The 23,469-nt window shown below is 62.4% G+C and carries 18 protein-coding genes; 14 read left to right on the forward strand and 4 right to left on the reverse strand.

Features of this window, described 5'->3' with window-relative positions; genetic code table 11:
* Window positions 1-45 precede the first annotated feature (45 nt).
* The gene (locus NKJ73_RS17260) at window positions 46-3,906 is read right to left on the reverse strand and encodes a peptidoglycan-binding protein (RefSeq protein WP_352570358.1); all 3,861 of its coding nucleotides are present in this window, start codon (window positions 3,904-3,906) and stop codon (window positions 46-48) included.
* Between the two features lie 552 nt (window positions 3,907-4,458).
* Here NKJ73_RS17260 and NKJ73_RS17265 point away from each other — a divergent pair.
* From NKJ73_RS17265 to NKJ73_RS17295, 7 genes are all read left to right on the forward strand, one after another.
* The gene (locus tag NKJ73_RS17265; protein WP_023677331.1) at window positions 4,459-4,920 is read left to right on the forward strand and encodes a MerR family transcriptional regulator; all 462 of its coding nucleotides are present in this window, start codon (window positions 4,459-4,461) and stop codon (window positions 4,918-4,920) included.
* A gap of 237 nt (window positions 4,921-5,157) precedes the next feature.
* Window positions 5,158-6,954 (forward strand): acyl-CoA dehydrogenase, encoded by a 1,797-nt coding sequence (locus NKJ73_RS17270; protein WP_352570359.1) that lies wholly within the window; start codon window positions 5,158-5,160, stop codon window positions 6,952-6,954.
* Window positions 6,955-7,191: 237 nt separating this feature from the next.
* Window positions 7,192-8,361, forward strand: a complete 1,170-nt coding sequence (locus NKJ73_RS17275) for an acyl-CoA dehydrogenase family protein (protein WP_352570360.1) — start codon at window positions 7,192-7,194, stop codon at window positions 8,359-8,361.
* A gap of 31 nt (window positions 8,362-8,392) precedes the next feature.
* Entirely contained in the window at window positions 8,393-9,601 is a 1,209-nt protein-coding gene (locus tag NKJ73_RS17280) for an acetyl-CoA C-acetyltransferase (protein ID WP_352570361.1), read from the forward strand.
* Window positions 9,602-9,613: 12 nt separating this feature from the next.
* Window positions 9,614-11,833: a 3-hydroxyacyl-CoA dehydrogenase NAD-binding domain-containing protein gene (locus NKJ73_RS17285; protein WP_352570362.1), complete on the forward strand. Its 2,220-nt coding sequence runs from the start codon at window positions 9,614-9,616 to the stop codon at window positions 11,831-11,833.
* An 82-nt stretch (window positions 11,834-11,915) separates the two neighbouring features.
* Window positions 11,916-12,560 (forward strand): S24 family peptidase, encoded by a 645-nt coding sequence (locus tag NKJ73_RS17290; RefSeq protein WP_352570363.1) that lies wholly within the window; start codon window positions 11,916-11,918, stop codon window positions 12,558-12,560.
* Between the two features lie 11 nt (window positions 12,561-12,571).
* Window positions 12,572-13,411: a thermonuclease family protein gene (locus NKJ73_RS17295; protein ID WP_352570364.1), complete on the forward strand. Its 840-nt coding sequence runs from the start codon at window positions 12,572-12,574 to the stop codon at window positions 13,409-13,411.
* On the opposite strand, the gene NKJ73_RS17300 is transcribed toward NKJ73_RS17295, so the two are convergent.
* A complete protein-coding gene (locus NKJ73_RS17300) occupies window positions 13,374-15,029 on the reverse strand; it encodes a lysine--tRNA ligase (protein ID WP_352570365.1) in 1,656 nt (551 codons plus the stop codon). The two genes, NKJ73_RS17295 and NKJ73_RS17300, sit on opposite strands and share 38 nt — an antisense overlap.
* 246 nt (window positions 15,030-15,275) lie before the next feature.
* Here NKJ73_RS17300 and NKJ73_RS17305 point away from each other — a divergent pair, with 246 nt between their 5' ends.
* A complete protein-coding gene (locus tag NKJ73_RS17305; protein ID WP_023677339.1) occupies window positions 15,276-15,686 on the forward strand; it encodes a tellurite resistance TerB family protein in 411 nt (136 codons plus the stop codon).
* A gap of 14 nt (window positions 15,687-15,700) precedes the next feature.
* Here the strand turns inward: NKJ73_RS17305 and NKJ73_RS17310 are convergent, their stop codons facing one another.
* Window positions 15,701-16,552 (reverse strand): ABC transporter substrate-binding protein, encoded by an 852-nt coding sequence (locus tag NKJ73_RS17310; protein WP_352570366.1) that lies wholly within the window; start codon window positions 16,550-16,552, stop codon window positions 15,701-15,703.
* A gap of 271 nt (window positions 16,553-16,823) precedes the next feature.
* Here NKJ73_RS17310 and NKJ73_RS17315 point away from each other — a divergent pair, with 271 nt between their 5' ends.
* The 3 genes from NKJ73_RS17315 to NKJ73_RS17325 all read left to right on the forward strand — a co-directional run bounded on the left by NKJ73_RS17315 (window position 16,824) and on the right by NKJ73_RS17325 (window position 19,056).
* Entirely contained in the window at window positions 16,824-17,555 is a 732-nt protein-coding gene (locus tag NKJ73_RS17315; RefSeq protein ID WP_023677341.1) for a helix-turn-helix transcriptional regulator, read from the forward strand.
* Window positions 17,556-17,652: 97 nt separating this feature from the next.
* Window positions 17,653-18,291 carry an acyl-homoserine-lactone synthase gene (locus tag NKJ73_RS17320; RefSeq protein ID WP_023677342.1) on the forward strand — a complete coding sequence of 213 codons (639 nt, stop codon included), beginning with the start codon at window positions 17,653-17,655 and terminating at the stop codon, window positions 18,289-18,291.
* A 15-nt stretch (window positions 18,292-18,306) separates the two neighbouring features.
* Window positions 18,307-19,056 carry an enoyl-CoA hydratase-related protein gene (locus NKJ73_RS17325; RefSeq protein WP_352570367.1) on the forward strand — a complete coding sequence of 250 codons (750 nt, stop codon included), beginning with the start codon at window positions 18,307-18,309 and terminating at the stop codon, window positions 19,054-19,056.
* A gap of 24 nt (window positions 19,057-19,080) precedes the next feature.
* Here the strand turns inward: NKJ73_RS17325 and ppk2 are convergent, their stop codons facing one another.
* The gene (ppk2, locus tag NKJ73_RS17330) at window positions 19,081-19,983 is read right to left on the reverse strand and encodes a polyphosphate kinase 2 (protein WP_352570368.1); all 903 of its coding nucleotides are present in this window, start codon (window positions 19,981-19,983) and stop codon (window positions 19,081-19,083) included.
* 197 nt (window positions 19,984-20,180) lie between these two features.
* Here ppk2 and NKJ73_RS17335 point away from each other — a divergent pair, with 197 nt between their 5' ends.
* From NKJ73_RS17335 to NKJ73_RS17345, 3 genes are all read left to right on the forward strand, one after another.
* Window positions 20,181-21,443, forward strand: a complete 1,263-nt coding sequence (locus tag NKJ73_RS17335) for a sensor histidine kinase (protein WP_352570369.1) — start codon at window positions 20,181-20,183, stop codon at window positions 21,441-21,443.
* 117 nt (window positions 21,444-21,560) lie between these two features.
* Window positions 21,561-22,343, forward strand: a complete 783-nt coding sequence (gene phoU / locus NKJ73_RS17340; RefSeq protein WP_352570370.1) for a phosphate signaling complex protein PhoU — start codon at window positions 21,561-21,563, stop codon at window positions 22,341-22,343.
* A 59-nt stretch (window positions 22,344-22,402) separates the two neighbouring features.
* The gene (locus NKJ73_RS17345) at window positions 22,403-23,410 is read left to right on the forward strand and encodes a magnesium and cobalt transport protein CorA (protein ID WP_023677347.1); all 1,008 of its coding nucleotides are present in this window, start codon (window positions 22,403-22,405) and stop codon (window positions 23,408-23,410) included.
* Window positions 23,411-23,469: the final 59 nt, after the last annotated feature.

Consider the following 23,469-nt stretch of genomic DNA (forward strand, 5'->3'; position numbering starts at 1 on the left):
AGGCAAATCTGTGGCAAGAGCGTCGCGGAAACGACGCATCCGCCGTTATTTACGCGCAAGCAGCGCCTTGACCAGCTTTTCGTCGATCGCGCCGGTTGCCTTCATATCGTTGTCGGCCTGGAAGCCCATGATCGCGTTCTTGGTTTTCTGGCCCATCATGCCGTCGGGATTGCCGGCCTCGTAGCCGTTCTTGTTGAGAATGCGCTGGATGTTCTGGACCGCTTTCTTCATGTCGATGCCGGCGGTCGTCTGCGGTGTGCCGTCCTGCCACGATTCAGGAACGTCGGCCGAATTGGCGGCTGGATCGAGCGGCTTGGCCTTCCACAGTTCAGCCGCGGCCCGCGCACGCTCCAGCTGCTCGGGCCTCAGCGCCTTGGCGATCTCGTCGCGCTTGGCCGCCGCATCCTTGTCGCCGGTCTTGGCGACGAGTGCGAACCATTTGTAGCTCTCCTCGAGGTTCTGCTTCATGCCGACGCCCTTCGCCGCGAGGATGCCGAGATTGAACTGGCTATCCTTGACACCGAGATCCGCCGCCGCCTGGAACCAGCGCGCTGCCGATTCATTGTCGGTCACGCCATCCGCCGCCATCGCAAACAGCACGGCAAGATTGTGCATCGCGCTGGCATTGCCCTGCGCTGCGGCAAGCTGGTACCAGGTTTTCGCTTTCTTGATGTCGCGTGCGACGCCGATGCCCTTCTCGTAGAAATTGCCGATGCGGTATTCTGCCGGTGCGAAACCGAGTTCGGCAGCTTTCTCATACCATTTGGCCGCCGCCGCCATGTCTTCTTTGACGCCGCGAGACTCGGCGTAGCGCGAGCCGATCTCGAACAGCGCCTTGGCGTCGCCGCCGGCCGCTGCATCGCGCAGGGCGGCCGGACCGGCATCGGCCGGAACGTCGATCTTGGCAACGCCTGCCGCGGCAGCATCCGCCGGCGGCACCGTGCCGGTCGTGTCCTGCGTCGCAGTGGTGGCTATAGCAGGCGCGGCAGCCATTGGCTCGGCGTCGCTGGCCGTCGCCGCTGCCGGCGCGGGCACTGCGGCCGCGGTGTCTTGCGCCGCCAGGTCAGCAGGCGCCGCGGAAGCCGAGGGCGCCGTCGATGTCTCGGCTGCCGGTGTAGCGGGGCCGGTTTGCGCCGCCGTGTCGTCCTTGGTCATCGATGCGGATGGCTCTGCCTGCCTGACGGTGGGCGACGGCGCGCTCTCCTGTGTTGTCGTCTGCGCGTCCGCCTTCGGCTCGCTGGCAACGCTGGCCAAAGCGGTTTCCACCGGCTGTACGGCCACGGCCGGTGCCGCCTCATTGTTGGTGACTTCGACCGGGTCGGAGAAGAAGGCTTTGCCCAGTTGCAGGCCGGCAAGCGCCAGCATGATGGCGATTGCCCCCATCAGGATCGGCTTGCGCCGCGCCTTGAGCAGGTCGCCGATCCTGAGTGCCTTGACCGGGCCTTTCATCGTCGACTGGCGCTTGAGGGCGTCCGCCTCGGCGGCCGCCGCTTGCGCAGCCCGTCTGGCTGCCGCGATGAAGTCCGATTTCGCCGCCTCAGCGCCGCCTTCCCGGGTCGGCTGCCCGCGCTCGTCGCGCACGCGCTTCATGATGGCGCTGAGGTCGGGTGCGCCGGAGCCGGGTTCCAGTGGCCGGTTGGCGAGCTTGGGGTCGAGGGGCTCGTCGAGATCGACGCTCGGTATCTCGGCGCTCTGCGCCGAGCCTGCAAGCGGCGGCATCTCGGCGTCCTTCTTGCCCTTCAAGGCGCGCGCCAGCCCGCCTAACATCGATTTCCTGCCGCCGCCTTGCTCGGTTTTTTCACGCGTCGTGTCTGAACCGAGAGCCGCCAGGGCTGCTGCGGCGGCGGCCTCGGCTGGCGTACGCGGACCTGGCTCGTCGCGCACGAGCGCCGCGGCGCGGCCGTCGAGATCGGCCATGCTGCCCGTCAACGGCAGCGGCTGGTCGAGGTCCATCGACGGTGCGTCCTGCACCGAGATCTTGGATGGCCGGCCGAAACGCTTGCTCAACTCCGCGCTTGCCGGTTCGCCCGTCTCCAATGAACCAAGCCTGTCAACGATCTTGAGCAGCGTATCGTGGATAGCCTCGAACGTTCTCGAATTGCGCTCGTCCGAACGGCGCGTCAGTGCCTCGAGCGTCTTCAGGTCCTGGGCGAGGCCGGTAACGGCCGCCGTGTTGGCGCTTGATCCGGCCAGTGAGCGGACGGCGCTCTCAGCCGCCTCGCGCGCCGCGCCGAGGATGGAATCGCGGGTTCCGGCCAGCGACTTCTCGATTTCGTTGAGACGCGGGCTGATGTCGTCGAATTCCGGCAGCGGCGTGCCGGGCTTGGAAAGATGCGCCGTCAGGCCGGCGACCTGCGCTTCAAGGCTGCGGATCAACGCCGGGTCGATGCTGGCGACCTGCGCCGCGGACGAATCCAGCCGGCTTGAGATGTCTTCGAGCCGGCTCTCCAGGCCACGGATCGCCGCCTCGTTGGCGGGATCTGGAACGCGCGTCTCAATCCGCTTGGCCAGCGCGGTGAAGCGGGCGTCGATAGCATCCATAATGCCGGCGCTATCGACCTGCGGCATGCGCTGGTCCAGCCTGTCGGCGACCTCGTCCAACCGGCGCTCAAGGTCGCGAAACAGCATGTTGCCTTGTTCGATTGCGTCGCCCTGGCGACGTTCCATCATGCTGGACAGCACGTCGAAGCGCTGCTCGAGCCCCTGGAAGATGTAGTCGGCGTCGGGCATGGCAGGCGCGTGGTCGATCTTGTCGGCAATAAGCGCGACTTGCCTGGCAAGGCGCTCCATCGCCTGTTCCGGCAGATTGGCTCGGCCGGCCAGTTCATCCACGCGGCTCGACAATGTGTTGAGACGGTCGATGACCTCCCGACCCGGACGATCCTGCGACACTTCTTCGATTTGCTGGGCCAGTGAATCGATCCGCTTCTCGATGCGTTCGAAGGGCTCGGGGTCGAACGAATTGGCTTGCGCGGCAACCGTCGAGGCGACGATCGCGCGGGAAATCTCGTCGAGCCGCTCGTCGATCTGACTGAATGTGTCGCCGCCGCGATTGTCCTGCTGGCGGGCGAAATGGTCGACCGCTCCGGCAAGCGTGCGGACCTTTTCCTCGAGCGAGCGCAGCGACAGCGATTCCGGCAGATTGCTGACGGCATTGCTGATCTGTTCGAGCCGCTCCGTCAGCGCCGACAGGCCGGGTGCATCGGAACGCTTGCGCTGATCGGCCTCGACGCGATCCTCGAAAGCGTTCCAGCGGCGGTCGAAATCGTCCCAGCGGCGTCCGACCGCCTGCACGCTCTCCTCGCGCGCCAGCGTATCGAGCGCGGCTTTGACCTGCTCAAGCTCGAGCCGCAGCATATTGACGCTTCTGTCGTCGCTTTTTTCGGCCAGTGTCTGGATGGCGCCGGAAAGCCGCTCGAATTCGACGCTGAGTTCGGCGCTGCCTTTGCCGCCGCCATTTGACTGGAAGGCTCGCCCAATATTCTTGCGCAGTACCTCGAACTCGCGTTGCAGGCCGGAGGTCATCTGCTGGCGCAAGTCTTCGCGCAGGCCGCGCAATTCCCCGGCGATCTTGCCGGCTAGGGCGACGCTGTCCTCCTGGCCGCGTACCCGGTCGATATCGCGGGCGATCGCCTGGTAATTCTGGTCGAAAGCCGCTGCTGGACCTTTCGGCCGCTGCGCGCGTGGATCCTCATACCGGCGCTGCTGGCCATAGGGTTGGGCGCTGGGATAGCGTGGTTCTGCCGCTGGTCGGCGCGGATCGGGGTGGCTTGCCGTCTCCTCGCGCGTCCGCTCCAGCCGCTGCTCCAGAGTTTCCAGGGAGCGGTTGAGCTCTTCAAGCGTCGTGTGCGGCCGGCGTTGCCTGCCGGCGTTGAGTGTATCGAGGTAGGACCGCTTGCTGTTCATCAATGCGCCCGTTTCAGAATTGCTGGCTTTCACCAGGTTCCCAAAGTCCTGCCGGGACGAAGGCGACTGCTTGGCTTGTTGCAGTGGAAGACGAGCTTCCCGGGTCTCATCCGCGCTCCGAAAAACCGTGAAAAATTCAGTACAGGATAGACACGGGTAACCGACATGCGCACATTTCGCCCCAACGTGGTAAACAACGCGTTAACCAAGCTTAAGAAGTTGCAACTTTGTCGGCTGGCCGCCGACGGCGCCGGGTGTCTTTTTTGGACGCGCAAAAGACGTTGTAGAATTTTGATCAGCCGCATGATCGCTCCCGAAATCGGCAACGACCTTTTAGGTTGTCCGCTGGTGCTGCGGCATAAAGTTGCAAGACCAGAACGCTCTTGCGTGGTGAGGCGGCTATCGATATAGAATTGACGTAAACGTAAATGAGCGGATTACGCCGTTTGCGATTTGTTTGTTGAAACCACGAGTGGAAGCACGCCCCCGCTTTCACTCAGGCGACGCAAGGTCCGCGACCGCGACGCCACCAGACGGGGAAAGCCAGTGACCATGAAACTTATTTCGCCCGGCCAAGCCGCGGCCAACACCAACGATATGTCGAGCGAAGCCGGTGAAGAGCTTGTCCGCATCGGCGAAATGGCCAAGAAATACGGAGTGACGCTGCGTACGCTGCGTTTCTATGAGGACAAGGGTCTGCTCAACCCGCAGCGCGACGGCTCGACCCGTCTCTATACACGCCGCGACAGGGCCCGGCTGAAGCTGATCCTGCTTGGCCGCAAGGTCGGGTTCTCGCTGCGCGACGTCAAGCAGATGATGGACCTCTATGATCCGAACGGCTCCAACACCAAGCAATTGCGGCTGGCGCTCGACAAGTCGGAGAAGCAGCTTGCCCGTCTGCAGAAGCAGCGGGCGCTGATCGACGACGCCATCAGCGAACTGAGTGCTTCGATGTCGACCGTCCGGCAAATGCTGATCGAGCGCTCGACGCCGCAGGCCAGCGTAGCGAGCTAAACTAAGCTTTCGATTTGTGACGAATAAGAGCCGCGTGGCTTTCGGTGCGCGGTTCTTCGTCGTTTGCCGTGCTTTGTCGTTTGTCGTCCTGGCGCGCGGGGGAAAATTTGACGCACCGCCGAATTGACGTTTACGCAAACGTCAATATTTGTTATCTCGACCACAACGTTGGTCCGTCTGCCATCCTCATATGCTGGGGCTGATTTCGGGGCCAAGACCGCATGGTGGAGGAAACGCATGCCGATCTACAGAGCGCCGGTCCGGGACACGCTGTTCGTGCTGAACGAAGTGCTGGGATATCGGCGTTATTCCAATCTTCCCGGATTTTCCGACGCGACGCCGGATGTGCTCGAGGCCATCCTTGCCGAGGGCGCGAAGCTCGCCGAAAACGTGATGCAGCCGCTGAACCGCGTTGGCGACGTGGAAGGCTGCATGCGCCATGACGACGGTTCGGTAACGACGCCGAAAGGCTTCAAGGAAGCTTTCGACCAGTATCGCGAAGGCGGCTGGATGGGGCTCGCGGCACCTGTCGAGTTTGGCGGGCAAGGCTTGCCCTACGCGGTGCACACTGCGGTTGCCGAATACATGGTGTCGGCCAATATGTCGCTGATGATGTATGCCGGCCTGACGCAAGGCGCGATCGCTGCGATCATCACCCATGGCACCAAAGAGCAGAAGGCAACATGGTTGCCGAAGCTGGTCGAGGGCGCCTGGACCGGCACCATGAACCTGACCGAGCCACACTGCGGAACCGATCTTGGCTTGCTGCGCACCAAGGCCGTCCCAAATGGCGACGGCACCTACAGGATCTCCGGTCAGAAGATCTTCATCTCGGCCGGCGAGCATGACATGTCGGACAATATCGTCCACCTGGTGCTGGCCCGTATCGAGGGCGCGCCGGATGGCGTGAAGGGCATCTCGCTGTTCATCGTGCCGAAGCTCAAGCTCGATGCCTCAGGCAATCCGGGCGAGAAGAACACCGTCTCCTGTGGCTCGATCGAGGAGAAGATGGGTATCCATGGCAACTCGACCTGCGTCATGAATTACGACGACGCTGAAGGCACGCTGCTCGGCGAGGCCAATGGCGGGCTGAAAGCAATGTTCACCATGATGAATGAGGCGCGGCTTGGCGTCGCCCTGCAGGGACTTTCGCTATCTGAGGTTGCCTACCAGAATGCGGTTTCCTACGCCAAGGATCGTCTGCAGGGCCGCTCGCTGTCAGGGCCGAAGGCGCCGGACAGGAAGGCCGATCCGATCATCGTCCATCCGGACATCCGCCGCAGCCTGATGACCATGAAGGCTTTCAACGAGGCCGGCCGCGCGCTGGCGCTGTGGACGGCGATCAAGTCCGACATCGCTCACCGCTCCGGTGACGACAAAGATCGCCAGGTCGCAGACGACTACACCGGCCTGATGACGCCGGTGGTCAAAGGCGTGCTCACCGACAAGGGGTTCGATCATGCGGTAATGGCGCAGCAGGTCTTCGGCGGCCACGGCTATATAGAAGAGCACGGCATGAGCCAGTTCGTCCGCGATGCGCGCATCGCCATGATCTATGAGGGTGCCAACGGCATCCAGGCGCTCGACCTCGTCGGCCGCAAGCTGGCCTTGAATGGCGGCCGCGCGGTCCAGGCTTTCTTTAAGGAAGTCGGAGAGTTCTGCGAGGAAAACCGCACCGACGAGACGATGGCGCCCTTCACCAAGGCGCTGAAGAAGGGCCTCAACGATCTGCAGACGGCGACGATGTGGCTGGTGCAGAACGGCATGGCCAAGCCCGATAACGCCGGTGCCGCCTCGACCGATTACATGCATCTCTTCGGCCTGGTGGCGCTGGGCTATATGTGGGCGCAGATGGCCAGGGTGGCCGCAGCGAAATTGGCGAATGGCGCCGACGGCGCTTCGTCTTTCTACGACAACAAGCTGGTGACGGCGCGCTTCTTCATAGAGCGGATCATGCCGGAGACGTCGGCGCATCTTGCCCGCATCTCCAGCGGTGCCGACACATTGATGGCACTGCCGGCGGAAGCGTTCTAGCTTCGGCGTTCCCCTCCCCTCGAGGGGAGGGTGGCCCGAAGGGCCGGGAGGGGTCCTGCGTGCAGTGCGCCGACCTCCATTCTGGTGCATGCCTTGGAGGAAAATGATCGCAATGCCGTGGCATATGGCGCAGGTTGTAAAAGACAAGGTCGAGCACGTCATCGGCGACCCCACCCGGCCGCTTCGCGGCTACCCTCCCCTCGAGGGGGAGGAGAACGTTGGCGCGAGGGAGAAACCATGACCCACCCCGCCGAAATCCTCGGCCTTCCCAAGCCCGCCTGGGCGGCGGACGAGGTCGGCATGCTTTACGACATGGCGCACCGCTTCATGTCGGAAGAGATCGCGCCGCGTTACGACGAATTCGAGAAGAACGAAATGGTCGACCGCGAGAGCTGGCTGAAGGCGGGTGCTGCCGGCCTGCTCTGCGCCTCGATGCCGGAGGAATATGGCGGATCGGGCGGCACCTTCGCGCATGAGAGCGCCATCATCGAGGCGATCGGCCATGTCGGCGTCGACGGGTTCGGCATTGGCCTGCACAATTCGATCGTTGCCCCCTACATCCTCCACTACGGCTCGGAGGAGCAGAAGAAGAAGTGGCTGCCGAGGCTGGCGACCGGCGAGCTGATCGGCGCCATCGCCATGACCGAGCCCGGTGCGGGCTCCGACCTTCAGAGCGTCAAGACGCGCGCCGAAAAGGACGGCAACCAGTACAAGCTCAACGGCTCGAAGACCTTTATCACCAACGGCCAGCTCGCCAATTTCATCATCGTCGTTGCCAAGACCGATCCTGAGAAGGGCGCCAAGGGCATCTCGCTGATCGTCGTCGAGACTGACGAGGTGGAAGGTTTCGAGCGCGGCCGCAACCTCGACAAGATCGGCCTCAAGGCCAACGACACGTCGGAACTGTTCTTCAACGACGTGCGTGTGCCGACCTCGAACCTGCTCGGCAACGAGGAAGGCCAGGGCTTCGTCCAGTTGATGCAGCAATTACCGCAGGAGCGGCTGCAGATCGGCACCACTGCTATCGCCATGGTCGAGCGGGCGCTGGCGCTTACCATCGACTACGTCAAGGAGCGCAAGGCCTTCGGCAAGGCCATCATCGAATTCCAGAACACCCAGTTCAAACTTGCCGAATTGAAGACCGAGGCGACCATCGGCCGCGTCTTCTATAATGACTGCGTTGCCCGCCACATTAACGGCGGCCTCGACCCGGTGACCGCGTCTATGGCCAAATACTGGCTGTCGGACCTGCAAGGAAAAGTAGTCGACGAATGCCTTCAATTGCATGGCGGCTATGGCTACATGAATGAATATCCGATTGCGCGCATGTTCCGCGACGCCCGCGTCCAGCGCATCTACGGCGGCACCAACGAGATCATGAAATTGCTGATCGGGCGCTCGCTCTGAGCGAGTTTCAGCAAACCCAAGGAGCAGGAAAATGGCCGAAGCTTATGTCTATGATGCCGTGCGCACGCCGCGCGGCAGGGGCAAGAAGGATGGCTCGCTGCACGAAGTGCCGGCGGTGCGGCTCGGCGCCAAGGTGCTCGAGGCCATCCGCGATCGCAACGGGCTGGACACCGGCACCGTCGACGACATCATCTTCGGTTGTGTCGATCCGGTTGGCGAGGCGGGTGCGGTCATTCCACGTGCCGCCGCTTTCGAGGCCGGCTACGACACCAAGGCGCCTGGCATGCAGATATCGCGCTTCTGCGCCTCGGGCCTCGACGCCATCAATTTCGGCGCCGCCAAGATCGCGCAGGGCGCCGACGAGATCGTCATTGCCGGTGGCGTCGAATCGATGTCGCGCGTCGGCATGGGCGCCTCCGGCGGCGCCTGGTTCATGGACCCATCGGTCGGCCTGCCCGGCTGGTTCGTGCCGCAAGGAATCTCGGCCGACCTGATCGCCACCAAATACGGCTTTTCGCGCGACGACGTCGATGCCTACGCAGTCGAAAGCCAGAAGCGTGCCGCCAAGGCGTGGGGCGAGGGCCGCTTCAAGAATTCGGTGATCTCGGTCAAGGACCAGAACGGCCTGACCATTCTCGACCATGACGAACATATGCGGCCCTCGACCGACATGCAGTCGCTGGCCGCGCTCAACCCGTCCTTCGTCATGCCCGGCGAAATGGGCGGCTTCGACGCCGTCGCCGTGCAGAAGCATCCCGAGGTGGAACAGGTCAACCACGTCCACCATGCCGGCAATTCCTCCGGCATCGTCGATGGCGCGGCGGCCGTGCTGCTCGGCTCGAAAAAGGCGGGAAAGACGCTCGGCCTCAAGCCGCGCGCACGCATCCGTGCGTTCGCCAATATCGGCTCCGAACCGGTGCTGATGCTGACCGGCCCCGTCGACGTCACCGAGAAGCTGTTGAAGCGGGCGAAGATGAGGCTGTCGGACATCGACCTGTTCGAGCTCAACGAGGCCTTCGCTTCGGTGGTGCTGCGCTACATGCAGGCTTTCGACATTCCGCATGACCGGATCAACGTCAATGGTGGGGCCATCGCCATGGGCCATCCGCTCGGCGCCACCGGTGCGATGATCTTCGGTACGGTGCTGGACGAATTGGAACGCCGCGACCTCAACACCGCGCTGGTGACGCTTTGCATCGGCGCCGGCATGGGCACTGCAACGATCATCGAACGCGTCTGACGGAGAGAGATGATGAGCTACACCAATTTCACCCTCGACATCGACGCCGACGGCATTGCGCTGGTCACCTGGGACATGCCGGACCGTTCGATGAACGTCTTCACCGAGGAGGTGATGCTCGAACTGAATACCATCGTCGACAAAGTGGCGAGCGATGCAGCGATAAAGGGCGCGGTGATCACCTCCGGCAAGGATACGTTCTCGGGCGGCGCCGACATCACCATGCTGCAGAAGATGCTGGCGACCTTCGCCGCCGACAAGGCGAAGGACCCGGAGAAGGAGACCAAGGCGCTGTTCGACAATGCGGGCACCATGAACGGCCTGTTCCGTAAGCTGGAAACTTCGGGAAAGCCATGGGTTTCGGCGATCAACGGCACATGCATGGGTGGCGCGTTCGAATTGTCGCTCGCCTGCCATGGCCGTGTCGCGGCCGATTCAGACAAAGTGAGGATGGCGCTTCCCGAAGTGAAGATCGGCATTTTTCCGGGGGCCGGCGGCACCCAGCGCGTGCCACGGCTGACCGACCAGCAGCAGGCGCTGCAAATGCTGACGTCCGGCCAGACGCTGTCGCCTCAGAAGGCCAAGTCGATGGGCCTGATCCATGAGATTGCCGAGCCGGACAAGCTGGTCGAAACCGCCAAGGCGATGATCAGGAACGGCTTGAAACCGGTGGCGCCATGGGATGAAAAGGGCTTCAAGCTGCCCGGCGCCCCGATCTATTCGGTGGCCGGTGCCAATCTGTGGCCGCCGGCCATCGCCATTCTGCGCCGAGAAACCTATGGCAATTATCCCGCCGCTGCCGCCATCCTGAAATGCGTCTATGAGGGCCTGTTGGTGCCGTTCGACACCGCCTTGCGGATCGAGCAACGCTATTTCACCGAGATCATGCAGACCAGGGAAGCGGCAGCGATGATCCGTTCGCTGTTCGTGTCGCTGCAGGAACTGAACAAGGGCGCGCGCCGCCCGGCCGGTGTGCCGGAAACGAAGTTCAAGAAGATCGGCGTACTCGGCGCCGGCTTCATGGGCGCCGGTATAGCCTATGTGACGGCCAAGGCCGGCATTCCGGTGGTGCTGCTCGACCGCGACATGGAGTCCGCCGCCAAGGGCAAGGCGCATTCCGACAACCTGATCTCGGATCAGGTAAAGAAGGGCCGTGCCAAGCCGCAGGACAAGTATCAGTTGCTGTCGCTAATCACGCCGACGGCCGACTATGCGGATCTCGCCGGCTGCGATCTTGTGGTCGAGGCGGTATTCGAGGATTCGGCCGTAAAGAAGGGTGCCACCGAACAGGCCGAGGCTGTGCTCAAGCCGTCGGCGATCTTCGCCTCGAATACGTCGACCATACCGATTACATCGCTGGCCAGGAATTCGGCGCGGCCGAAGAATTTCATCGGCATCCATTTCTTCTCGCCGGTCGACAAGATGATGCTGATCGAGATCATCCTCGGCAAGAAGACCGGCGACAAGGCGTTGGCAACCGCGATCGACTTTGTCCGTGCCATCAAGAAAACGCCGATTGTCGTCAACGATACGCGCGGCTTCTATGTTAATCGCTGCGTGCTGCGCTACATGTCGGAGGCCTACAAGATGCTGATCGAAGGTGTTCCGGCGCCAATGATCGAGAACGCGGCCAAGGCCGCCGGCATGCCGGTCGGTCCTTTGGCGTTGACCGACGAGACGGCGATCGACCTTGCCCAGAAGATCATGAAGCAGACCATGCGCGACCTCGGCGACAAGGCGGTCGATCCGAAGCAGATGGCGCTGATCAACACGATGGTCGACACGCATAGTCGCTTGGGCCGCAAGAACGGCAAGGGCTTCTATGACTATCCGGCAAAACCGGCCAAGAAGAAGCTGTGGCCAGGCCTCAGGGATCTCTACCCGCAGCTGGCGCCGGAGCAGGTCGATTATGAGGAACTGAAGCAGCGGCTGTTGGTCACCATCGCGCTTGAGGCGGTACGGGTGATGGAAGAGGGCATCGTTACCGACCCACGCGAGGCCGATGTCGGCTCGATCCTGGCCTTCGGCTTCGCGCCCTATACAGGCGGTGCACTGTCCTACATCGACGGCATCGGCGCGAAGAAATTCGTCAAACTCGCCAAGCGCCTGCAGAAGAAATACGGCACCGAGTTCAAGGCGCCGAAGCTGCTGCTTGATATGGCCGAGAAGGGCGAGACCTTCTACGAGCGCTTCGATCCCTATACCAGAGACGAGGCCAAGGAGGCAGCCTGACCCCGTCTTCGGCGGTGGACAAGATGGCGGCCAAGGGATAGAACAGGGAAGGTATTTTTTCCTGTTTCGAAGGAAGAGCAAGGTGCTCTCGCACGACCGCGTTTGGGCCGCCATCGACGCTCTTGCCGAGCGTTATTCGCTTTCGGCCTCTGGACTGGCCAGGCGCGCTGGCCTCGACTCGACCGCCTTCAACAAATCGAAGCGGCTGTCCTCAGATGGACGGCCGCGCTGGCCGTCGACCGAATCGCTGGCCAAGATCATCGAGGCAACCGGCGCCTCGCTGGATGAATTTGCGGGGCTGGTCGAGGGTCGGAGTCATTCCGGCGCACTACCCGTGCAGAGATCGTCGGTGCCGCTGCTCGGCTTCGCCCAGGCGGGCGCCGGTGGCTTCTTCGACGACGCCGGGTTTCCAGCGGGGCAGGGATGGGACCTGATCGAGCTTCCGGCACGGGCAACCGAAACCTCCTATGCCTTGAAGGTCCAGGGCGATTCCATGCTGCCGCTCTATCGCAATGGCGATGTCCTGATCGTCGAGCCAGGGGCTACCATACGAAAGGGTGATCGCGTCGTCGTCAAGACCAATGCCGGCGAGGTGATGGCCAAGGTGCTCGACGGCCAGACACCGAGGTCAATCGCGCTGGTCTCCCTCAATCCCGATCACCCGGACCGCGACATCCCCATGCGCGATGTCGAATGGGTGGCGCGGATTGTCTGGGCAAGCCAGTAGGCGCGGGGCCGGTGCGTCTGCCTCACCTTGCCTTGGCTGTTCTGGCGATCCCGGCGATGGCCACGGCAATTGTCGCCGCCGGCCGCGCCGTCCAGAGCGAAAGCGGCGGCCCCTGGGAGCAAATCCAGGTCGGCGTTGAACCGCAGCCCGCCGCGCCGGCTACGTCGGCCATCCCGAAGCCAGTGCCGGCCAAGCAGGCGGCGCATTCGAGGGCAATCGATCCAGAAATCGTGGTGCCGCCGCAGCTCGGTTCCAACGAGCTTGAACGGATAGAGCCGCGCGCCCCGTTGAGCGATCTGGCATTGGCCGGACCGCCCAAGCCGCCAAAAACGAAAATGCCCGACGACTGGAAAGGCACGAAACTATTCCAGCCAGTCGCGTCGGCCGCCGGGGTCATCGAAGTAAAGGGCTATTCGATTGCGGTTTCCGGTATCGACATCGTCAAGCAGGAGGAGACTTGCACCGACGGCGGCGAGTCCTGGAATTGCGGCATTCGGGCGCGAACGGCCTTCCGCGCCTTTCTCCGCAGTCGTGCGGTGGTCTGTGCCGTGCCGCCCGAAGGCGGTCGTGATCTGATCGCCGCCGAGTGCCGGATCGGCAATCAGGATATCGGCCAATGGCTGGTCGAAAATGGCTGGGCGCGCGCCGCCAAGGGCGGCCCTTACGCAGAAGCCGGCGAGAAGGCGCGTGCAGCAAAAAAAGGCGTCTTCGGGCCGCCGCCGAGCGTTTCAGGCCTGCCGCCGCTCCCGGCTGCTGCGTCGCGATCCGCGCCTGTAGCGCCTAGCTCGATCCTGGAGGAGCAAGACGGCGTCCTCATGCCGCCAGCTGACCAGCCAGCGCCCGCTGAATGAGCTCGCGCGTTTCGGCGATGCCGTAGAGCGCGGCGAAGGAGCCGAAGCGCGGCCCGCGTTCCTGACCTATCAGCACCTGATAGATCATCTGGAAGAAGGCGACGGAGACACCGGGTCCGCCCTCCGGGCTCTGCTTGGAATGATCCTGGTAGCGCTCGATCTTGCGCGCAACATTGAGGGCAGCGTTCTGGATTGCCTCGCTGTCGGCATCAGCCGGCAGCGCGGCGAGCGCTTCCGAAAGCTTGGTCAGCGCCTCGCGCTCGACCGCGTCGGCAGCACGGTACACTTTCGCCGGCTTCACGAAATCGTCGAAATAGCGGATGGCATATTCGGCCAGCCGGTCGAGCTCGGGATGGGTTGTCGGCGTCACACCCGGCGCGTGGCGCGAAATGAAACCCCACAGCACGTCCCTGTTCTGCGCATTCGAGGCGCTGACCAGGTTGAGCAGCAGCGAGAACGGAACCGGCAGGTCGACTGCCGGGGGATTGCCGTCATGCATGTGCCAGACCGGATTGCCCAGCCGCTCCTTCCAGTCCTGCCTCTGATAGGCAGAGAGGAACGTGTAATATTCGTCTACCGCCCTCGGGATGACGTCGAAATAAAGCTTCTTCGCGGTTCGCGGGCGCTGGAACATGTAAAGGCTAAGGCTCTCGGTCGGCGCGTAAGTCAGCCACTCGTCGATGGTCAGCCCATTGCCCTTCGACTTCGAGATCTTCTGGCCGTTCTCATCGAGGAACAGCTCATAATTGAAGCCCTCCGGTGCCGGAGCATCGAGCGCGCGGCAAATCTGCCCGGCGAGCTTGACGGAATCGATCAGATCCTTGCCGGACATCTCGTAATCGACGCCGAGTGCTGCCCAGCGCATCGCCCAATCTGGCTTCCATTGCAGCTTGGCATGACCGCCGGTCACCGGCGTCTCGAAGCGCTCGCCGGTGTCCGGGTCGCGCCACACGATGGTGCCGGCGTCGAGCTTGCGCTCGTCGATCGCGACTTGCATGACGATGCCGGTCTTGGGATGGATCGGCAGGAAGGGCGAATAGCTCAGCGCCCGCTCCTCGCGCAGCGACGGCAGCATAATTGCCATCACCTTATCGAAGCGCTCGAGCATCTTGAGCAGCGTCGCGTCGAAGCGGCCGGAAGTATAATAGTCGGTCGAGGAAGCGAATTCGTAATCGAAGCCGAAACGGTCGAGGAAAGCGCGCAGCCGTGCGTTATTGGCGGCGCCGAAGGACGGATACTCATTGGAGAACGGGTCCGGTATCCTGGTCAGCGGCTTGCCGAGATAGGCGCGCAGCATGTCCTTGTTAGGCACATTGTCCGGCACCTTGCGCAATCCGTCCATGTCGTCGGAGAAGCACAGCAGCCGCGTCTTGACCTTGTCTTCAGTCAGCACGCGGAAGGCGTGGCGCACCATAGATGTGCGCGCCACCTCGCCGAACGTGCCGATGTGCGGCAGGCCGGACGGGCCGTAGCCGGTCTCGAACAGCACCGTTTCCGGGTAGCCGCTGCTCGCGTAGCGGGCGACGATCTTTTTCGCTTCCTCGAATGGCCACGCCTTGCTTTCGGCGGCGGCGGCGAGGACTTCCGGGCTGAGATCGATCGGCTGTTGTTCGGCCATGATGCTATTCCTGCAACTTTGCCAGCATCCATGCCGGCAGCCGCATGCTCTAGACCATGATCCCGAAAAGTGGAACCCGGTTTTCGGGCAGCACCGTGATCAGGCAAGAAGATTAAGAGCCCCCGTCCCGATAGTCAGGATGGATCAAGTTCCAAGGCGTGATCGGAGCGCCAACGATCGCGGCTGTTTTTCCTTGCGGCGCCGGTCCCTCGTTCCTAACTTCGGGACCGTCTCAAGGAGTTGTAAATGCCATTGTCGCCACACGAAGCCATGATCTACCTGATGGTCATCACCTCGGCGTCAGACCGCGACATGACCGACGTCGAACTGGCGCGGATCGGCGACGTCGTTCGATCCTGGCCGGTGTTTGAGGATTTCAACCAGGAGCGGCTGGTCGAGGTCGCCCAGGCCTGCCAGAAAATGCTGCATGAAAAGGATGGGCTGGAGGGCGTCCTGGCGCGCGTCGCCGAGGCGCTGCCCGAACGCCTGCGTGACACCGCCTATGCCGCCGCCTTCGAGGTCGCAGCTGTCGATCTCGAAATGCGCCTGGAGGAGGTGCGCGTCCTGCAGCTCGTCCGCCGGGAACTCGACCTCGATGCGCTGACGGTCGCCGCCATTGCGCGAGCCGCCAAGGCCCGCCTTCGCACGCTGACCTGAGCCGGCGGCCAAGCTCAGAAAAAACTGACGGGAAAATAGCGCAGATAGAACTCGGCGAACGTGCCTTTCACCGAGATTTCCTGCAGCGCGTAGTCGAAAGCGGCGGCCAGTGCCGGATCGTCGGCCCTGGTGGCGATTGCCATGCCTGAGCCGAGATATTCGGGCGCCAGATAGGGGCCGCCGGCAAAGCGGCAGCAGCCCGCTGCATCCGAACCGCCGAGCCAGAAGGCGAAACGCATGCCGTCGCCGAAGGCGGCGTCGATCTTGCCGGCTTTCAGCTCGCCATAAAGCTCCTCCGGCTTTGCGAACGGGACGATTTGGACGTCGCCGAAATAATCGCGCAGCATCCGCTCGTGCGCGGAGCCGGCGATCACGCCGACACGCTTGCTGCGCAGCTTGTCGAACATTGGTTCGGTCAGCGCCTGTGTCTTCAGCATGATGAAGCGTGCCGGAAATTGCAGGTAGGAGCGTGAAAATGCGTATTTCGACCGCGACTCCGGCGTCGCGGCGATGCCGGCAATGATCGCTTCGCCCTCGCCTTTCCCGAGCGCACCTTCGAGCTCGGCCCAGGGCAGCGCCTGGATCTGGCATTTTTCGGCAATGCCGAGCTCGGCGCAGATGGCGCGCGCCAGGTCGACATGGAAGCCCGACAGCCGGCCTGCCCCATCGAGGAAATTGAACGGCGGGAAATCCGTGGTGGTCAGGAATCGCAGCCGCGGCAGCATCGAAAGGTCCGGCTTTGGCAGCCGCTCCTTGGCGTCCCAGAACACCGGCACCTGCGGCTCCGCGGCGAGCGCAGCAGCCGCAAGCGATTGCGCTCCGATCAATATCAAGATCAATGAAATGGATATGCGCCGAAACGCCACGCGACGACTCCGTCCGGTCTTGCCCCGCCTTTCGTACGAAATAACACAGGTTTTTGTACGAAAAAAACACAGGTACGACGGTTTTTGGTTTCATCATTGCAATTTAGGGATATTGTTTAGTGAGTTTGCAAGTGACTGCGTGATGCCGGCTGAAGAGGAGCAGTAGGACGCACAGGGGAGGCAGCTTTGCAGTCCGGGGTTGATGGCGTGGTGCGGGTTGATCACTGCCATTGGCCTCAAGAGCGGAAGGCAACATGGGGTAGATGTTGCGATGGGTCATTTCGATCGTACGCTGGAGTTGATAGATCAGTTGCAGCACGCCGGCACAGCCGCCGCCGTCTGCGAAAAGCTGCTGGGGGTAACAAGCGGGTTCGGGCTGACGGCGCTGATGGCCGGGACGGTTCCGCAACCTGGCACGCCGAGAAACCAGCAAAAGGACCATGTGCTGCTCTGCGACTGGCCGGCTGAATGGCTTGAGCGCTACGTCGCGCGCAACTACGTCGATCACGACCCCGTCGTCAGCCACATGAAGCAGCTTCAAGCGCCATTCCAGTGGCGGGAAGCATCTCAGGGCATCCGCATCGGCAAGAGCGGCGGCGAGGTGATGGGCGATGCCGGCGAATTCAAGCTGCGCGACGGGTTGGCCTTCCCGCTAATCACGCTCGATGGCCAGATCGTCATGGTGTCGCTAGGCGGCGAGGCTGTCGAATTGTCGAGTGCCGAGTTCGGGTTGGTGTCGCTGGTCTCGACTTATGCGATTGGCCGCGCAATGCAGCTCCACACCATGGCGGGCAAAACCATCGATCATGTCGAATTAACGCCGCGTGAGCGCGAATGCCTGCAATGGGCTGCTGTTGGCAAGTCCGAATGGGAGATTTCACAAATTCTCGGCATTTCGGAACACACGTCAGAGAAACACCTTCTTAACGCCAAAAGCAAACTCGGTGCCGTCAACCGGGTCCAGGCCGTCGCGGAAGCGATAAGGCGCGGCTATATTAACTAGGTCGGCCGCGCCGGCCTAGAAATTCTTGCTTGCGTGATCGCGTAATTTTTTTGGGAAAGCACGGCCGTATCTTCCTATTGAAACTAGGAGACGGCAAATGCTTTTTTCCCTCACGACCCAGGAATTGATGGAACGGCCCGACCTCTGGGAGGCAGTTCATCGTTTGCGTTACAGAGTTTTCGTCGAAGAGATGGGATGGACCGATCTGCAGCGCCCTGATGGCCTCGAGATCGATCAATTCGACCACGACGAGGCAGTGCACCAGATCGTCATCCGCAATGGCGAGCTCGCCGGTTATCAGCGGATGTTGCCGACGACCCGGGCACATCTTCTAACCGATGTGCTGGCGGACCTTTATGAGGGAACCCCACCGTCGGGCCCGAATGTCTATGAACTGACCCGCTATGCGGTTGCGCCGGGATTCCGCGACGGTCGGCGCGGCGTGTCGACGGTCGGCACCGAGCTGATCGCCGGCTTCGTCGAGTGGGGTCTGAAGCGCAACGTCAATCAGGTGATCATCGAATTCGAGCCGATGTGGGTGCTTCGCGCGCTGCAGCTGCATTTCCTGGCAACGCCGCTCGGTTACCAGCGTACCTATGGCAACCAGCAGGTGGTTGCCACACTGCTCACCTTCAACGAGCACACGCTCGACGTGGTGCGTTCGCGCCGCAACCATTTTGCGCCGGTGCTGGCCAGAGGGTACCCGGACATGCTCGGACAGAGACGCGCCTCGTGAGATTGGAGAGAGGCCATGAACGTTCACGCAAAAGCAGAATTCCGCAATCACACGCTGATCGTCACGGTATCGTCGGGTGACGGCCGCCCGGTGCTGGACAGGCGGGCCTATGAAAGCCTGGCCAGGACATTCCACGAAGCCGCTGTCGACGACGACGTCCGCGTCGTGGTCCTGCGCGGCTTGGCCGGGTGCTTCTGCCTCGGTGCCGATTTCTCCGAATTTCTCGACGCCACCAAACATCGGCGACTGATCGCCGCCGTCACCGATATGTTCCGCACGCTGGCGACGTTCCCGAAACCGGTCCTTGCCTGTGTCGACGGCGACGCCGTCGGCGTCGGTTGCACCATCCTGTTCCACTGCGACATGGTGATCGCCTCGAGCAAGAGCACGTTTCGGGTGCCGTTCGTCGATTTCGGCCTGGTGCCGGACGCGGCGACCAGCATTCTGGCGCCGCAGAAGCTCGGCTATGCCGGGGCGTTCCGCTTCTTCTGCCTGGGCGACACGCTCGCCGCCGAAGATGCCAGGGCACTGGGCCTTGTCGGCGAGATCGTGACGGACGGCAGCGTCGAGGAAGCCACGTTGGCAAGAGCCAGGCAACTCGCCAAGAAGCCTGTCGCGGCGCTGCTACAGACGCGCGACCTGCTTAGGGGCGACACCGGCGCGCTCTGCGACCGCATCGACCAGGAGATCTCGCTTTTCCAGCAGGCGCTGCAGGACGACACCACGCTGAAGCGACTGCAGCGGATTGCCCGGCTGGCGGCATGAGAGCCGCGTATCGATGAGGTGAGCTTATTTTTCGAGGAAAGTCGGCCCTTCGCCGATGATCTTCTTGTCCTCCTTGCCGATGACGTCGAGGTCGCGGCCGTCATAGGGAAGCGAAAGGAGAATGCGCTGCATCACGGCCAGCCGCGCGCGCCGTTTGTCGTTCGCCCGCACAATGATCCAGGGCGCGAACTCCTTGTGCGTGCGCTCGACCATCAGGTCGCGCGCTTTGGTGTATTCGTCCCATTTGGTGATGCCGGCGATGTCGATTGGCGAAAACTTCCAGCTCTTCAGCGGGCTCCAGCGGCGGTCGTGGAATCGCTCGAGCTGCGTTTCCCGGCCGATGTTCAGCCAGAATTTGAAGAAATGTATGCCCTCGTTGCGGATCATCCGCTCGAAATGCGGAACCTCGTTCAGAAATTGCTCGTGCTGCTCGGGCGTGCAGAATCCCATCACCGGTTCAACGCCGGCGCGGTTATACCAGGAGCGGTCGAAGGTGACGAATTCGCCCGACGTCGGGAAGTGGTCGACGTAGCGCTGGAAGTACCATTGTCCAAGCTCGGTGGGCGTTGGCTTGGTCAGCGCCACGTTGCGCGCCGTGCGAGGGTTCAGATACTGGCGCAAAACGAAGATCGTGCCGCCCTTGCCGGCAGCGTCGCGCCCCTCGAACAGCGACATTGCCCGCTTGCCCGTCGACTGCAGCCACGCCTGCGCCTTGACCAGCTCGATCTGCAGCTTCTCTAGCCTCTCGTCATACTCCTCGCTCTTCATCTTCTTGTCGTAAGGGTAACCGCCGGCGGTGAGCTTGCGGTCCTCGACCCAGTCGGGAAGCGCGGGGGCCTCGATGTCGAACGCCCTCTCCTTGCCGTCGATCATGATCTTCAGCGGCCCCGATGAGGGTGCGGTGGGGCTTTCCTTAGCGTTTTTCATCGAGGCGAACCTTTCCAGCTTCCGGACTCGTGCTATTGGGAGCCTTACTGCATCGGCCCGAAAATCGGAATCGATTTTCGGAAAGAACGATGCAGCAGATAAAGTGGTAGAGCGTCCTTTGTGCGTCCAATTGGACGCACTGCGCTCTAGCGCCGGTCCAGCAAGAAGTTCTTGAAGTGGCCGCAGACGGAGCGCAAATGGCCGACATCGGCACAGAGCGGAGAGGCAGGGCGCAAGCCGTCGCCATGCGGCTGTGGAACAGCCGCTGGCTGCTGGCGGCCGGCCTCGTTGCAGTTCTGATGGTCTATGGTTTTGCCGGCATGTCTGGCTATGTGGTGCTGCTGGCTGGCGCCGTGCTGGTTGCCGCTGCGATGCTGCCGGCCGGCATCGCCCGCCAATCGACCGAAAATGCCGCGGCCATCGAGTCAAGCGTGCAACAACTTTCCGGCGAATATCTCGCGGCGGCGGTTGCCGATCCGCTGATCATTTTCGATCGCTCCGCCGCCATCGTCCACGCCAACGCCGCTGCCTTTGCCGCCTTCGGCGGGATTGCCCCCGGCATGTCGCTGTCGCTGAAATTCCGCGCGCCGGAAATGCAGGCCTTGCTGGATAGTATCTTGGCGGGCAACGTCGCTTCGGACAGCGTCGACTACATAGAAAAGCTGCCGGTCGAACGAGCCTATCGGGTGAGCGCGTCTTCAGTCGGCCATGCCACGGATCTCTACGTGCTGGTGTTCAAGGACCAGAGTGAGGCGCGCCGGATCGACAGAATGCGTGCCGACTTCATTGCCAATGCCAGCCACGAGCTGCGCACGCCTCTCGCCTCGATCGCCGGCTTCATCGAGACGCTGCGCGGGCCGGCCCGCAACGACCCCGCGGCGCGCGAGCAGTTCCTGCAGATCATGCAGAACCAGACCAGCCGCATGGCGCGCCTCATCGACGACCTTCTGTCGCTGTCGCGCTTGGAGATGAAGCCCTATCTCAAGCCGGGAACCGAGGTCGACCTGCGCCAGGCCATCGACAGCGTCATCGATTCGCTTGGGCCGCTCGCAAAGGAAAACGGCGTCGTCATCGAGCGTGATTTCGCGGAAGGGCCGCTCGACGTGCCCGGCGATCGGGACGAGCTTTTCCAGGTCTTCGAAAACCTGCTGGAAAACGCCTGCAAATATGGTCAGTCGGGCGGACGCGTCGTGGTGTCGATCATACGCAGCGACAGCGATCCCGAACCAGGCATCGACGTCACCATCAGGGATTTCGGCCCCGGCATCCCCGAAGAGCACATCCCGCGCATCACCGAGCGCTTCTACCGCATCGACGTCGAGAACAGCCGAACCCAGAAGGGCACCGGCCTTGGCCTGTCCATCGTCAAGCATATCCTGACCCGCCACAACGCCAGACTCTCCATCAGGTCGGAGGTCGGCAAGGGTGCGGCGTTCACGGTCCATTTGCCGGCTCGCTAACGTAGTACTATCTCTAGCACATAATGGGCCGTTTCTTTTTTCTGTCATCCGGCTAGCGTATCAGCGGGGATTCGAGGGAACGACTCAACCACGAGATCCCGGGAAGGCATTTCGTCCATGCAATCCGTGCATATCGTCAGCGCCTATGACGAGGAGCTGAAATATCTGTCGAAGCGCATCGCGGCGATGGGCGGGCATGCCGAGCGCATGGTCGAGCAGGCGGTCGCGGCGCTGGTCAATGCGGATCCGGGGCTTGCCCAGAAAGTCATTCGGGACGACCTGGTTCTGGATGAGGGACAGCGCGAGATCGACGACAAGGCGATCATCATCATCGCCAAACGCCAGCCGATGGCGACGGATCTGCGCGAGATCGTCGGCGCGATCCGCATCTCGGCTGACCTCGAACGGGTAGGCGACCTCGGCAAGAACGTCGCCAAGCGGGTGGTTGCCGTCGCAGACGGGCGCCAGCCGAACAGCCTGTTCCGCGGCCTCGAGGCTTTGGCCAATCTGGCACTGACCCAGCTCAAGGAAGTACTCGACGTCTACGCGTCGCGGTCGGTGGAGAAAATCGGTTTCGTGCGCGACCGCGACGACCAGATCGACGCCATGTACACCTCTCTGTTTCGCGAATTGCTGACCTACATGATGGAAGACCCACGCAACATCACGCCCTGCACACATCTCCTGTTTTGCGCCAAGAACATCGAGCGCATCGGCGACCACGCTACCAACATCGCCGAGACGATCTACTATATCGTCACCGGCGATCAGATGCCGGCCGATCGTCCGAAGGGCGACAAGACGGACAAGATTATTCTTCCCGCAACCCAACCAGCGAAGTCAGTTCTCTCAGAACTGATGCGAATTTCGGATTCGCCACCTGACAGAAAATTGCGCTAAGCTTTCGACGCGCCGACTTCTCAGTTCCGCGATGAAGGCCCCGCCTTCAGGAGGCTGCGATGGAATACGTCCGCGAGTTTGCTCCTGCGCCGCCGATGTCGGGTATAATCGCTTGCGGCGTCTATACGGCTGGGCGGCGCATCGCCGACATTCCGATCGAGGAAGCCGGCGAATGGGCCGGGAAGCCGGGCCACGTGGTCTGGATCGGACTGCTGGAGCCCGACCGCAATTTGTTGCTGCGCGTCCAGGCGCAATTCCATCTGCATGAGCTGGCGATCGAGGACGCCGAGCATCCGCACCAGCGACCGAAGATCGAGCAATATGGTGATGCCCTGTTCATCGTTGCCCGCACGGCGCAGCTGATCGACAGCCGCGTCACCTTCGGCGAGACGCATCTGTTCGTCGGCGCGGGCTACATTGTCAGCGTCAGGCATGGCCCGTCGACCTCCTACGCGGCCGTTCGCCAGCATTGGGAAAGCTGCCCGCATTCGCTTGCCAAGGGCGAGGATTTCGTCCTCTACGCCATTCTCGATTTCATCGTCGACAACTATATGCCGGTGCTTGAGCAGATCGAAAACGAGGTCGAGGCGATCGAGGACAAGGTTCTGCTGAAACCGATGACCGGCTCCGATATCGAACGGCTTTATATGCTGCGCCGCGATCTCTTGCGCCTGCGTAATGCGGCCCTGCCGCTGGTGGAGGTCTGCCGGCGGCTCACCAGCGCCGATCTGCCGCAAATCCACACAGCCATGCACCCGCTGTTTCGCGACGTCACCGACCACATCCGCACTGTCCAGGAAAAGATCGACAGCCTGCGTGAGGTTCTCGCCTTCGCCTTCGAGGCGAGCCTTCTGGTCGGTCAAAGCCAGGAGACGGCGATCTCCAAGAAGCTTGCCTCATGGGCCGCAATCTTGGCCGTGCCGACGGCATTCGCCGGCATTTACGGCATGAATTTCAGCGACATGCCGGAACTGAGGATGGAATATGGCTACCCGGCCGTCCTGGCGGCAATTGCCCTGATCTGCACGTTTCTTTACTGGCGGTTTCGCAAGAATGGGTGGCTTTGAAGCGAGGGCAGTAGGGCAGTAGGGCAGTAGGGCAGTAGGGCAGTAGGGCAGTAGGAAAG

The sequence above is a fragment of the Mesorhizobium sp. M0074 genome, from assembly GCF_040322975.1.
Classification (GTDB): Bacteria; Pseudomonadota; Alphaproteobacteria; order Rhizobiales; family Rhizobiaceae; genus Mesorhizobium.